Here is a 12,778-nt window from a genome sequence, read left to right as displayed (position 1 = left end):
AAAAATTGTCAGCGGCCGCTGCCGGCGGCCGCTTCACTCACGGCAAGGCCAGACGGCCGTTGCCCATCAAAAAAATAAAAACTACTCCAGGTTCTGAATCTGTTCGCGCATTTGCTCGATGAGCAGCTTGAGGTCCATCGCCGCCTGCGACACTTCGGTGATCGCCGACTTCGAACCCAGCGTATTGGCTTCGCGATTGAGTTCCTGCATCAGGAAATCGAGGCGCTTGCCGCACGCGCCGCCCTGCTTCAGCACGCGTTCGACTTCGTCGAGATGGGTGTTCAGGCGGCTGAGTTCTTCGGCGACATCGATGCGCGTCGCGAAGACGGCGACTTCCTGGAGGATGCGGTCATCGCTGGCGTTGCCCAGCGCCTCGGTCAGACGCTGACGCAACTTGTCGGTGAACAGGGCCTGGGCTTCGGGAATGCGCGGCGCCACCTGACGGACGATTTCGCGCATGCCATTGACGCGGTCGACGATCATCGCTGCCAGCTTTTCGCCTTCGCGGCCCCGGGTTGCCGAAAAATCGGCCAGCGCTTCGCGGGCCAGCGCCATCACTTCGGGTCCGAGGGCGACAAAGTCGATGCTCTGGTCGCCGAACATCCCCGGCCAGCGCAGCACGTCGTTTACCGACAGCGCCCTAGCCTCGGGCATTTCACCGCGCACCCGGTCGTTGAGGTTTTTCAGCGAGGCGAACAGATCGTCGTTGAGTTGCAGTTGGTCGCCGCGCGCCGCGGTCGCATTGAAGGCCAGTCGGCATTCCACCTTGCCGCGCGTCAGGCGGCTGGCGAGCAGTTCGCGTAGCGGCATTTCCAGCGAACGCAACTCTTCGGTAACTCGGAAATGAAAATCGAGGTAGCGCGAATTGACGCTTTTTAATTCCAATTGCAGGGATCCGCGCTCGACATCGCGCGTTTTGACGGCATAACCGGTCATACTACTAATCATTGTTGGCGCCTCTTCAGCTTTACAGGCCGGACAACACGCCCGAAAATGCCTGACACTGCATCATAACCGCGAGATCAATGGCGCAACAAGCCAATCAGCCGCTACCTAACGGCTACCCGCTCGAAGAGTACACCATCGACCGCCAGCTCTCGCTCGGCGGCTTTTCGATCGTGTACCTCGCCACCGATCCCGAGGGCCGGCAGGTCGCCATCAAGGAATACCTGCCGAACAGCCTGGCGCTGCGCGGCAAGGGCGACGTCAAGCCGGTGATCACCAGCGAGCACCTCGGCGCCTTCCGTTACGGCATGAAGTGCTTCTTCGAGGAAGGCCGTTCGCTGGCCCGGCTGTCGCACCCGAACGTCATTCGCGTGCTGAATTTCTTTCGCTCCAACGACACCGTCTACATGGTGATGGAATACGAGCACGGGCGCACGCTGCAGGAGTTCATCCAGAAACACCAGGGACACATTTCCGAGCGTTTCATCCGCGGCGTTTTCACCCGCATGCTCAACGGCCTGCGCGAAGTCCATTCGCACAAGCTGCTGCACCTCGACCTGAAGCCGTCGAACATCTACCTGCGGGCCGACAACACCCCGGTACTGATCGACTTCGGCGCTGCCCGGCAAACCTTGTCGACCGACCAGCCGATGCTCAAGCCGATGTACACGCCCGGCTTCGCGTCGCCGGAACACTACGGCGGACGCAAGGATCTCGGTCCGTGGAGCGACATCTACAGCGTCGGCGCCTCGATGTATGCCTGCCTGGCCGGCTGCGCGCCGCAAGCGGCCGACGAGCGCCTGAAGAAGGACACCCTGGTACCGGCCATGCTGCGCTGGGACGGCCAGTTCTCCGATCGCCTGCTGGAGATCATCGACTGGTGCCTGAACCTCAACCATCTTTACCGACCGCAAAGCGTCTTCGCGCTGCAGAAAGCCCTGGTCGAAACCGTCACGCCGCCGGAGCCGAAAATCAATCCCAACTGGCTCGGCCGCTTCGTCGACAAACTCAGGAAGCCGAATAAATGAGATTCACCATCTATCAGGAAAGCCGGCAGGGTGGGCGCGCCAACAACGAGGACCGGACCACCTACTGTTACTCGCGCGATGCGCTGCTGATGGTTGCCGCCGACGGCATGGGCGGCCACCACTACGGCGAAATCGCCGCGCAGATCGCCATCCAGACGCTGGCCGACGCCTTCCAGCGCGAAGCCCGGCCGCTGCTCGCCGACCCCTTCCGCTTCCTGCAGAAGAGCATCACCAATGCGCACCATGCCATTCTCGACTACACGGCGCGCCATCACCTGAAGGACACGCCGCGCACCACCTGCGTCGCCTGCATCGTTCAGGACAACATCGCCTACTGGGCGCACGCCGGCGATTCCCGGCTGTTCCTGATGCGGGCCGGGCGGGTGATTGCCCAGACCCGGGATCACTCGCGCGTCCGGCTGATGGTCGACGAAGGCATGATCACCGAGACGCAGGCGGCGGTGCACCCGGACCGCAACAAGATCTACAGTTGCCTGGGCAGCCCGACGCCGCCGGAGATCGAGTTCTCGCGCAAGACCCCGCTCGAACATGGCGATATCCTGCTGCTGTGCACCGATGGTTTGTGGGGCGTCACCTCCGGCGAACTGATGGCCATTGCGTTGAAGGGCGCCAACCTGCTGCACGCCCTGCCGCTACTGCTGGCGCAGGCGGAAACCAAGGGCGGGCCGCACGGCGACAACCTGTCCGCCGTTGCCGTGCGCTGGGAAGAAAGCTATGTCGACGAGGCGAGCAGCGCCATCTCGACCCAGACCATGACCCAGGACGAAGTGACCACGCGGCTCGAGGAATTCGGCCGCAATCCGGCCTACAAGAGCGACCTGACCGACGACGAAATCGAAAAGGCGATCGAGGAAATCCGCTCCGCCATCGACAAATTCAATCCCAAAAAATAAGGACATTTCATGCGCCCCAGCCAACGCCAGCCCGACCAACTCCGCACGGTCCGCCTGACCCGCAACTTCACCCGTCATGCCGAGGGTTCGGTACTGATCGAGATGGGCGATACCCGCGTCCTGTGCAACGCCAGCGTCGAGGAAAACGTGCCGCCCTTCCTGCGCGGCAAGGGCCAGGGCTGGGTCACCGCCGAATACGGCATGCTGCCGCGCGCCACCCACACCCGTTCGTCGCGCGAAGCGGCCAAGGGCAAGCAGACCGGCCGCACCCAGGAAATCCAGCGGTTGATCGGCCGCAGCCTGCGCGCCGTCACCGACCTGAAGGCGCTCGGCGAACGCCAGATCACCCTCGACTGCGACGTTCTGCAGGCCGACGGCGGCACCCGCTGCGCCTCGATTACCGGCGCCTGGGTCGCCCTCTACGAAGCCTGCGAAAAGCTCGTCAAGGCCGGCAAGCTGCCGGCCAACCCGGTGCGCGACCATGTCGCCGCAGTCTCGGTCGGCATCTACCAAGGCTCGCCGGTGCTCGACCTCGACTACCCGGAAGACTCCAATTGCGATACCGACATGAATATCGTCATGACCGGCTCTGGCGGCATTGTCGAAATCCAGGGCACGGCCGAAGGCGAGCCGTTCACCCGGCTGCAGATGAACAGCCTGACCGACCTTGCCGAAGCCGGCATCCGCCAGTTGATCGCCGCCCAGCAGAGCGCCCTCGCTTCATGAAAAAGCTCGTCCTCGCCTCGAACAACGCCAAGAAGATGAAGGAGCTGAACGCGCTGCTCGCGCCGCTCGGCTTCGAGGTCATTCCCCAGGGGCAACTCGGCATTCCGGAAGCCGAAGAGCCGCACTGCACCTTTGTCGAAAACGCCCTGGCCAAGGCCCGCCACGCCGCCCAGTTGTCCGGCCTGCCGGCCCTGGCCGACGATTCCGGGCTGTGCGTCGCCGCCCTCGGCGGGGCGCCCGGCGTCTATTCGGCACGCTATGCCGGCGAGCCGAAATCGGATGCCCGCAACAACGCCAAGCTGCTCGCCGAACTGGCCGGACAAACCGACCGGCGCGCCCATTTCGCCTGCGTGCTGGTGCTCGTCCGCGCCGCCGACGATCCGCAACCGATCATCGCCGAAGGCCAATGGCACGGGGTCATTCTTGAAGCCCAGCGCGGCGCCGACGGCTTCGGCTACGACCCGCTGTTCTACGTGCCGACGCATTGCCAGACGGCCGCCGAACTCGACGCCGCGGTCAAGAACCAGTTGTCGCATCGCGGCCTGGCCATGCAGCAGCTGATCGCCCGCCTGCCGACCCTGTAATTCCGTGGCCCGCACCATCCCCATTTTTCCGGACAAAGGGCCGGCCACCGGCCCCCTGGGCGCCGCGCCCCTCGAGTTCCGCGTCTCGCCGCCGCTGGCGCTCTATGTCCATGTCCCGTGGTGCGTCCAGAAGTGCCCCTATTGCGATTTCAACTCGCACGAAGCGCCGGAGACGATTCCCGAGCGCGACTATGTCGCCGCCCTGATCGCCGACCTGCAAGCCGCCCTGCCGCTGATCTGGGGTCGGCCGGTGGTCAGCGTCTTCTTCGGCGGCGGGACGCCCAGCCTGCTCTCGCCGGCCGCCATCGACGAGCTGATCGGCGCCTTCCGGGCGCTGGCCATGCTGGCGCCGGATGCCGAAATCACCCTGGAAGCCAACCCCGGCACGGTCGAAGCGGCGAAGTTCGCCGGTTTCCGGGCAGCCGGCGTCAACCGGCTGTCGCTCGGCATCCAGAGTTTCAACGACGCGCACCTGCAAGCCCTCGGCCGCATCCATGGCGCCGCCGAAGCGAAGCGCGCCGCGCAACTGGCCGGCGAGCATTTCCCTTCGTTCAATCTCGACCTGATGTACGGCCTGCCCGGCCAGACGCTGGAACAGGCGCTCAGCGACGTCGACAGCGCATTGGGATTTTCCCCGGCGCACCTCTCCTGCTACCAGCTGACCCTCGAGCCGAACACCCGCTTCGCCGCCTTCCCGCCGGAGCTGCCGGAAAACGATCTGTGCGCCGACATGCAGGATGCCATCGAAGCACGGCTGGCCGTCGCCGGCTTCAGCAATTACGAAACCTCGGCGTTCGCCCGGCCCGACAAGCAGTGCCGGCACAACTTGAACTACTGGTATTTCGGCGATTACCTAGGGATCGGGGCCGGGGCGCATTCCAAGCTGACGCTGCACGACCGCGTCCTGCGCCAGATGCGCTGGAAACACCCGAAGGCTTACCTCGAGAACATCGGCCGCGGCCAGCCGGTGCAGGAAGAGACCCAGGTCGAGGCGGCCAGCCTGCCCTTCGAATTCATGATGAACGCGCTGCGCCTGGCCGACGGCTTTCACCCGGCCCTGTTCGAAGCGCGTACGGCGCAGCCGCTACAGCGCATCCTGCCGCAACTGCGCGCCGCCGAAGCGGCAGGCCTGCTCGAGATCGGCCCGGAACGCATCGCGCCGACGCTGAAGGGCCGGCGCTTCCTCAACGTGCTGCTCGAACGCTTCCTGGAAAGCTGAGCTCAGCGGCCGTTCATCAGACGACGGCCGAAAGCGGCAACCGACGCGTTACAAAAAAACGGCCCCGCCAGGTAAGCGCGGGGCCGAAAACAACAGGCTTCAGGGCGATCCCGCGTTGAAGCAGGACCGGAACCAATGCTAAACGCATATTCCGGATCGGCGGATGCGACATAGCGCCGCATGACCAAAGGCCATCAGCCGAACAGCTTGCCCTTCAGCAGATCGAGGCCTTGTGCCATCAGATCGCCACCCTGCGGCACCTGGCCGTTTGGCGTCAGCTTATCGACCAGTTGCGGCAGCAACTCGGCCAGATTGCCCGAAGCCTGCTCCGGACTGACTCCGAGTTGCGCGGCCAGGCCTTGCAGCTGCGAGTTGCCGAGCACGTTCTGGATCTGCTCGGCCGAAACCGGCAGGTTGGCGCCGGTCGACACCCAGGAATTGACGATATTCCCCAATCCGCCCTGCTGGAAAGACTGGATCAAGCCGGCCAGGCCGCCGGTTTGCGGGTTGTTGATCAGCTGCATCACCGTTTCGAGCAGCGCGTTGTTGCCGCCCGGCTGGCCACCGGCCAGCGCACCAACTACCGAATCAAGAAGTCCCATGATGATCTCCACAAGGAATTGAGGTTCCTTCATCCTAGTCCACAAATGTGAAAGGAAATGTGAAATTTGCTAGACGATACGTTCCAGCGCCAGCGGCTCGAAGCGTAGCCAGACGGTGAACCGCGAACCGTGGCCGGGCTCGCTGTCCACGCTGATCCGGCCGCCGTAACGCTCGATCAGCGACAGGCTGACCCACAGGCCGAGCCCGGTGCCATCTGGCTTCTTGGCGGTGTAGAAAGGCTGGAACAGGCGCTCGCGCTCGGGTGGCGTCAGGCCGGGCCCGGTATCGGCGACGACCAGCTTGAGGCCGACCGGCATGTCGGCCTCGTCCCAGTCCTCGGCCGCCAGCGTCAGCACGCCGCCGTCCGGCATGACCTGGATGGCATTGACCAGCAGGTTGATCAGCACCTGCTGCAGTTCGTTGCGATTGCACAGCACATGCCGGGTCGATTCGAAATGCTGCTTGATCGCGATGTTGCCCTTCTTCAGCAGGTGGCCGACCAGCACCAGACTGTCCTGGACCAGCGGTGTCGGGGCGACCGGTTCGAGATAGCCGACGTAGTCCTGCGGCCGGGCGAATTGCAGCAGTTTGGCGACGATCAGCCGGATCCGGTGCACCTGCTCGTGGATCAGCCGGATCTCCGGCGCCACCGGCTCGGCCGCCGGGCCGAGAATGTCGCGCAGCACATCGAGATTGCCGAGAATGACGGCCACCGGATTATTGATTTCATGGGCGACACCGGCCGTCAGCTGACCGATCGCCGCCAGTTTTTCGTTCATCACCAGTTGCGACTGGGCCGCTTTCAGGTCGGCCACTGCCTGCACCAGCTCGGCCGTCCGCTCGGCCACCTTGGCATCGAGCGACTGCCCCCAGCGTTTCAGCGACCGGGTCTGCGCCTGCAGACGGTCAAGCAGCCGGTCGAAATGCTCGGCGACGACGGCCAGCTCGTCCTGGCTGGCCACTGCGCCGACCCGGGCATCGGCATCGCCCTGCTCGATGGCGTGCATGGTCGCGTGCATGCGCTCGATCGGCTTGAAGACGCGCCGCGCCCAGAGCACCGCGAAGATGCCGGCCACGCCCATGGCCAGCGCGAACAGCCCGACGACGACGGCAAAGGCCTGGTGCCAGGCCTGCGCGAAGGGGCCATCGAGAAAACCGACATAGAGCATGCCGATGCGCTCGCCCCGCTCATTGCTCAGCGGTTCGTAGGCCGAGACGTACCAGTCCTTGACGACGAAGGCGCGGTCCAGCCAGGTGCGCCCCTCGTTGAGCACCGCCTGATGCACGGCCGCCGAAACGCGTGTGCCGATCGCCCGGCCGCCTTCGAACAGGCGGACATTGGTCGCCACCCGGACGTCGCCGAGAAACAGCGTCGCCGTGCCGGCGCTGCCGAAGGGCAAGGCGCCTTCGGGATAGACGATCTCGTTCAGCCGGTCGATGAAAGCCAGATTCTTGTTGAGCAGCACCCCGCCGGCCAGCACGCCGAGCAGCCGGCCGTCGGCGGCGTGCACCGGCGCGGCACTGTGAATGACCAGGCCGCGATCTTCGACCTGCCGACTATCGGCTTTGGCGCTGACCGTCGCCAGCAGCGGGGTCAAGGCCCTGGCCGGCAGCTCCGGGTCGATCGCCGCCAGTTGGGCGGCGGAGAACAGCTCGGTTTCGGTGCCCGCCGTACCGGCCAGGGCCGCCTTGATCACCGGCCAGGCCGAGGCTTCGGCGGCGCTGCGTTCGATATCGAAAAAATGCAGGAAATCGAGCTTCTGGCCGCGCCGCACATCGTCCAGCACGCCGTCGACCGCCGCCGCACGCTGGCCGCCCGGGCGCTGCAAGGCGCCGGCCAGGCGCGCCGAGCCGGCCAGCCCTTCGACCGAGCGACCGACGCCGGCGGCGACCCGTTCGTAATAGCCATGGGCGACGGCCAGATCGGCCTGCACCTTGGTGATCAGCAGCCGGTCGAGGTAGTCGCCGCCCCAGATGGCCAGCACGGCCACCAGCAAGGGCAGCACGATGCCGAGCGGCAGCAGGGCGAGGAGCAGCAGGCGAACGCGAATCGACCGCCGGCTGGGCGGCGTCAACAGGCTGGCGGGCATCGGCCGGAGCGGCGTTATGACAGCGTACTCAATGCATTTCGGCCAGACCCCAGGCCTGGCACTTGCGATCCAGCGTCTTGCGCGACACCCCGAGGCGGCGGCCGGCTTCCGACTTGTTGCCTTCGCAGGCAGCGAGCACGGCGAGAATGTGGCGTTTTTCGACCGCCTCCAGCGTTTCGTTGATGGCCCCGGCTGGCGCGCTGCTCGCCTTCGGTTCCGGGCCGAGATCGAACCAGCCGAGAATCAGCGAGCGCTCGACGAAGTTCTTCAGTTCGCGCACATTGCCCGGCCAGTCATAGGCCGCCATCCGGGCCAGCGTTCGGCCGTCGAGCGCCAGCCGCGGCACGTCGAGATAAGGCGCCAGCTGGCTGATGAAATGTTCGACCAGCAGCGGCAGATCTTCCGGCCGCTCGCGCAGCGGCGGCAGCGTGACTTCGACCACCTGCAGACGGTAGTAGAGATCCTGGCGAAAACGCTGGGCGGCGACCTCGACTTTCAGGTCGCGATTGGTCGCCGCGATGACTCGCACGTCGACCGGGATTTCCTGTTCCGAACCGACCGGCCGGATGCGCCGCTCTTCCAGCACGCGCAGCAGCTTGGCCTGGGCGGCCGGCGGCATTTCGGCGATCTCGTCGAGGAACAGCGTGCCGCCCCGGGCGTAGTAGAACAGGCCCTCGCGGCTGTGCTGGGCGCCGGTGTAGGCACCCTTGACGTGGCCGAACAGCTCCGATTCGATCAACTCGGCGGCAATCGCCGCGCAGTTGACCGGCACGAACGGGCCGTTCGCCCGATTGCTCATCCGGTGCAGGGCGCGCGCCGCGACTTCCTTGCCAGTGCCGGATTCGCCGGTGAGCAGCACGGTGGCCGGCGTCGGCGCGATGCGTTTGAGCCGCTCGCAGACTTCGGTCATGGCGTCCGAGGAGCCGATCATGCCTTCGATATCGGCCGAGCGTTCGCTGACTTCGCGGCGCAGCACGAAGTTCTCGCGGACCAGCGTCGAACGCTCGAAGCAGCGCTGGATGGCATTCAGCACCTGGGCCAGCGAGAACGGCTTGAGCAGGAAATCGGCCGCTCCGGCGCGCATCGCATCGATCGCCGTGTCGAGGTCGGCATAGGCGGTCATCATCACCACCTCGCCGGCATAACCCTCGTCGCGCAACTGGTGCAGCCAGTCGATACCGGAGCGCCCGGGCAGCGCAATATCGAGCACGATCAGATCGTAGAGCCGCCGGCGCAGCATCGGCTCGGCCTGCTCGATGCTGTCGGCGGCATCGACCACGCCACAGCGCGGCGTCAAGGCGCGCTGCAGAAAACTGCGCATGCCCGGTTCGTCATCGACCACCAGCAGCGAGTATTGCTTCCATGGCGCTTCAATCACCGGCGCGAGCTTCGTATCCATCGTTCCTCCAAGATATTCCCCGGATCATCGCAAAGCGCAGCCAGCGAAGCAACCGCCAACCGCAAACAAAACGGCTCCCCCGCAAAATGCCGGCGCAGCCGTGGCGCCGGGCTGCAATCCCTGTCATAGTGAAGGTCTACGGCAATATCGAAAACAAGAATGATGGTGACATTCTGATTGGGGGAAGCATGAACGCCGTTGCAAGCCTGGACCGATCGATCCTTAGCCGTCGTCGCTTCGTTCGATCGCTGGCGATCGGCACCCTGCTGATCAATCTGTTCGTGGTCGTCATGGTTGCGCTGGTCATCGAGCAACGGCGCGAACGCGAAGAGATCCAGGCGATAACCCTGACCGAAAACTACGCCAAGATCCTCGATGAAGCGCTGGTCGGCTTCATCGGCAAGATCGACATCACCCTGCTCTCGGTCAGAGACGAGGTGACCCGCCAGATGGCCAACGGCGGGATCGACGACAAGGCGCTGGCCGCCTTCCTCGCCCAGCAGGATGCCCATATTCCCGAGGCGCTCGGCCTGCGCGTGGTGGACGCCGACGGGATCATCCGGCACGGCGCCAAAGGCGTCCGGGTGGCCAATGCGAGCATCGCCGACCGCCCCCAGTTCATCCGCCTGCGCGACGATCCGGCAGCCGGCCTGGTCTTCTCCCAACCCCTGATGGGGCGAGCCGCCCAGCAGCAGATGATCACCCTGGGGCGGCGCATCGACAATCCGGACGGCTCCTTCGCCGGCGATGTCCACGTCGCCGTGACGATCGATCAGTTCATCAACTTGTTCGCCAAGATCGACCTCGGACCCAAGGGCAATATCGGCCTGTGGGACCACACCAATCTGATCGCCCGCTACGCCAGGGACGATGCCCGCGGTGCTTCGGCAGGAGCGACGACGCCCTCCGCCGAGTTGCATGCCCTGCTCGAGTCGCCGCCGCAAACGGCCACTTATCACACCCGCTCCGGCGTCGACGGCATTTCCCGCGCCTACCATTTCCGCCGGATAAATTCCTATCCGCTTTACCTGGTGGTCGGCCTGGCCGACGACGATTACCTGGCCGAAGCGCGCAACGACGCGCGGAACCTTATCGGGCTGGCTGTCATATTCATCGTCACCTCGTTGTTCTCGGCGCTCCTGCTTTACCGCGGCTGGCAACGGCGCGAGGCCGACCATGCCGCCCTGCTCCGTCAGGAAACCGACTATACCGGCCAACTCGAACAGGCCAAGCGGCTCGCCGAAGAGGCGCAGCGGCAGAGCGAGTTGATTCTCGCCTCGGCGGGCGAAGGCATCTGCGGCGTCGATCTGGCCGGCAAGGTCGTCTTCGTGAACCCGGCCGGCCGCAAGATGCTGGGCTGGGCTGCCGACGAAGGAGTCGGCCTCGACCTGCACGCCACAACCCACCATCACAAGGCCGATGGCAACCCCTATGCGCCTGCCGATTGCGAGGTTTCGCGAACCCTGCACGACGGGGCGCGTCGGCAAGTCAATGACGATCTCTACTGGCGCAAGGATGGCAGCTGCTTCCCGGTCGAATTCACGGTGGCCGCCGTCGAACTCGACGGCCGGGTCAGCGGTGCCGTCAATGTGTTTCGCGACATCAGCGAGCGCAAGCGCAGCGAAGCCGAACTGCAACAGCACCGCCGCCATCTCGAGGAACTGGTCCAGCAACGGACCACCGCGCTGATGGAAACCGAGGCGCGGGCCAGCCACATTCTCGACTCCAGTGCCGACGGGCTGTACGGCAGCGACCGCAACGGCATCATCACTTTCATCAATCCGGCGGCCTGCGCCATGCTCGGCTACCGGGCCGAGCAGGTCATCGGCCGCCCGGTCCATCCGCTGTTCCATCACAGCCGGGCCGACGGCTCGCCCTATCCGGCAGCGGAATGCCCCGGCCTGCGGGCGCTCAAACTGGGTCAGCAGGTGCGCGTCGACAACGAGGTGTACTGGCATGCCGATGGCCACGCCGTACCGGTGATGTACGCTACCCACCCGATGCTGCGCAACGGTGAAATCATCGGCGCGGTAACCAGTTTCGTCGATGTCAGCGAGCAGCGGGCGGCGGCCCAGGCCCGTGAACGGGCACTGCTTGCCGCCGAGAGCCTGGCCCGGATAAGGCGCGAGTTCCTGGCCAACATGAGTCACGAGATCCGCACCCCGCTCAATGGCGTGCTCGGCTTCGCCGATATCGGCTATCGCCACTACGACAACAGCGACAAGGCACGCGATGCCTTTGCCAAGATCCGCACCTCCGGCAAGCGCCTGCTCGGCGTGATCAACGACATCCTCGACTTCTCGAAGCTCGATGCGGGCAAGCTGAACATCGAACAAATCGACCTGGTTCCAGCCGAGATCGTCAGCCATGCGCTCGATCTGGTGCGCGACCAGGCCCAGGCCAAACAACTCGAGCTACGGGTCCGGCTGGCCGCCGACCTTCCCGGACTGTGCATCGGCGATCCGTTGCGCATCGGCCAGGTCCTGCTCAACGTGCTCTCCAACGCGGTCAAGTTCACCCCCGCCGGAAGTGTCACGCTATCGCTCTCCCGCCAGGACGAACAACTGGTATTCCGGGTCACCGACACCGGCATCGGTATGAGCGGAGAACAGCTCGCCATGCTGTTCAATCCTTTTCAACAGGCCGATGCTTCATCGACCCGCCGTTACGGCGGCACCGGTCTCGGCCTGGCGATCAGCAAACAGATACTCGATTTGATGGGCGGAGAGATTCGGGTGATCAGCGAGCCCGGCGTCGGCACCACAGTCGAATTTCGCCTGCCCTACATCCCCTCCGGGCGGCTCGCCGTGCCCCCGGCCGACCAGCCGGATGCCGCACTGCCGGCCGGCGCCGGCTCACTGGCCGGCCTTTCGATTCTGGTCGTCGACGACGACAGTGCCAACCAGGCGATACTCGAAGAAAACCTGACGCTGGATGGCGCCCGGGTAACGCTGGCCGGCGATGGCCTGGCGGCGGTTGAACGGGTCCGCCAGGATGGACCTGCGGCCTACGATATCGTCCTGATGGACATCCAGATGCCGGGCATCGATGGCTATGAAGCGGCGCGCCAGATCCTGGCGCTCGCCCCCGGTTTGCCGATCATTGCCCAGACGGCGCATGCCTTCGCCGAAGAGCGGGAAAAATGCCGGGCGGCCGGCATGGTCGGCCATATCGCCAAACCGATCGACCAACAGGAGCTGCGCCAAGTGCTGCAGCGCCACCGGCCGGCGCAAAACCCGCCGCCGGTTTGAAGCGGGGCGGCGGGCCGAG

The 12,778-nt window shown here is 65.1% G+C and carries 10 protein-coding genes; 6 read left to right on the top strand and 4 right to left on the bottom strand.

What is annotated here, in order from left to right; all coding sequences use genetic code 11:
* Positions 1 to 81: 81 nt before the first annotated feature.
* Positions 82 to 948 carry a YicC/YloC family endoribonuclease gene (locus tag ACLIKD_RS20625; RefSeq protein WP_428826503.1) on the bottom strand — a complete coding sequence of 289 codons (867 nt, stop codon included), beginning with the start codon at positions 946 to 948 and terminating at the stop codon, positions 82 to 84.
* 77 nt (positions 949 to 1,025) lie between these two features.
* Between ACLIKD_RS20625 and ACLIKD_RS20620 the strand changes: the two genes are divergently transcribed.
* The 5 genes from ACLIKD_RS20620 to hemW are packed head-to-tail and all read left to right on the top strand — an operon-like array spanning position 1,026 to position 5,416.
* Positions 1,026 to 1,973, top strand: coding sequence for a serine/threonine protein kinase (locus ACLIKD_RS20620; RefSeq protein WP_226417449.1), 948 nt, complete (start codon positions 1,026 to 1,028; stop codon positions 1,971 to 1,973).
* On the top strand, positions 1,970 to 2,887 hold the full coding sequence (locus ACLIKD_RS20615; protein ID WP_226417450.1) for a PP2C family protein-serine/threonine phosphatase: 918 nt from the start codon (positions 1,970 to 1,972) through the stop codon (positions 2,885 to 2,887). Before ACLIKD_RS20620 ends, ACLIKD_RS20615 begins: the two co-directional genes overlap by 4 nt.
* Before the next feature lie 9 nt (positions 2,888 to 2,896).
* Positions 2,897 to 3,613 carry a ribonuclease PH gene (gene rph / locus ACLIKD_RS20610; protein ID WP_428826502.1) on the top strand — a complete coding sequence of 239 codons (717 nt, stop codon included), beginning with the start codon at positions 2,897 to 2,899 and terminating at the stop codon, positions 3,611 to 3,613.
* Entirely contained in the window at positions 3,610 to 4,197 is a 588-nt protein-coding gene (gene rdgB, locus ACLIKD_RS20605) for an RdgB/HAM1 family non-canonical purine NTP pyrophosphatase (protein ID WP_428826501.1), read from the top strand. The genes rph and rdgB overlap by 4 nt, the downstream gene beginning before the upstream one ends.
* Positions 4,198 to 4,201: 4 nt before the next feature.
* Entirely contained in the window at positions 4,202 to 5,416 is a 1,215-nt protein-coding gene (gene hemW, locus ACLIKD_RS20600) for a radical SAM family heme chaperone HemW (protein ID WP_428826500.1), read from the top strand.
* A 194-nt stretch (positions 5,417 to 5,610) separates the two neighbouring features.
* Here hemW and ACLIKD_RS20595 read toward each other — a convergent pair whose 3' ends face one another.
* The 3 genes from ACLIKD_RS20595 to ACLIKD_RS20585 all read right to left on the bottom strand — a co-directional run bounded on the left by ACLIKD_RS20595 (position 5,611) and on the right by ACLIKD_RS20585 (position 9,508).
* Positions 5,611 to 6,018: a YidB family protein gene (locus tag ACLIKD_RS20595; protein ID WP_428826499.1), complete on the bottom strand. Its 408-nt coding sequence runs from the start codon at positions 6,016 to 6,018 to the stop codon at positions 5,611 to 5,613.
* 69 nt (positions 6,019 to 6,087) lie between these two features.
* The gene (locus ACLIKD_RS20590) at positions 6,088 to 8,109 is read right to left on the bottom strand and encodes a sensor histidine kinase (protein WP_428826498.1); all 2,022 of its coding nucleotides are present in this window, start codon (positions 8,107 to 8,109) and stop codon (positions 6,088 to 6,090) included.
* 28 nt (positions 8,110 to 8,137) lie between these two features.
* Positions 8,138 to 9,508: a sigma-54-dependent transcriptional regulator gene (locus tag ACLIKD_RS20585; RefSeq protein WP_226471776.1), complete on the bottom strand. Its 1,371-nt coding sequence runs from the start codon at positions 9,506 to 9,508 to the stop codon at positions 8,138 to 8,140.
* Between the two features lie 188 nt (positions 9,509 to 9,696).
* Here ACLIKD_RS20585 and ACLIKD_RS20580 point away from each other — a divergent pair, with 188 nt between their 5' ends.
* A complete protein-coding gene (locus tag ACLIKD_RS20580; RefSeq protein WP_428826497.1) occupies positions 9,697 to 12,759 on the top strand; it encodes an ATP-binding protein in 3,063 nt (1,020 codons plus the stop codon).
* Positions 12,760 to 12,778: the final 19 nt, after the last annotated feature.

Source organism: Azonexus sp. IMCC34842, assembly GCF_050368855.1.
Lineage (GTDB): Bacteria > Pseudomonadota > Gammaproteobacteria > Burkholderiales > Rhodocyclaceae > Azonexus > Azonexus denitrificans_A.
The sequence above is the reverse complement of the archived record's forward strand: the minus strand, read 5'-3'. Positions and strand labels throughout refer to the sequence as shown.

Excerpts from the sequence above, each read along its gene's own strand:
- ACLIKD_RS20625 (WP_428826503.1), bottom strand. The coding sequence starts at position 948 with ATGATTAGTAGTATGACCGGTTATGCCGTCAAAACGCGCGATGTCGAG.
- ACLIKD_RS20590 (WP_428826498.1), bottom strand. The coding sequence starts at position 8,109 with ATGCCCGCCAGCCTGTTGACGCCGCCCAGCCGGCGGTCGATTCGCGTT.
- ACLIKD_RS20595 (WP_428826499.1), bottom strand. The coding sequence starts at position 6,018 with ATGGGACTTCTTGATTCGGTAGTTGGTGCGCTGGCCGGTGGCCAGCCG.
- ACLIKD_RS20620 (WP_226417449.1), top strand. The coding sequence starts at position 1,026 with ATGGCGCAACAAGCCAATCAGCCGCTACCTAACGGCTACCCGCTCGAA.
- rph (WP_428826502.1), top strand. The coding sequence starts at position 2,897 with ATGCGCCCCAGCCAACGCCAGCCCGACCAACTCCGCACGGTCCGCCTG.
- ACLIKD_RS20615 (WP_226417450.1), top strand. The coding sequence starts at position 1,970 with ATGAGATTCACCATCTATCAGGAAAGCCGGCAGGGTGGGCGCGCCAAC.
- rdgB (WP_428826501.1), top strand. The coding sequence starts at position 3,610 with ATGAAAAAGCTCGTCCTCGCCTCGAACAACGCCAAGAAGATGAAGGAG.
- ACLIKD_RS20585 (WP_226471776.1), bottom strand. The coding sequence starts at position 9,508 with ATGGATACGAAGCTCGCGCCGGTGATTGAAGCGCCATGGAAGCAATAC.
- ACLIKD_RS20580 (WP_428826497.1), top strand. The coding sequence starts at position 9,697 with ATGAACGCCGTTGCAAGCCTGGACCGATCGATCCTTAGCCGTCGTCGC.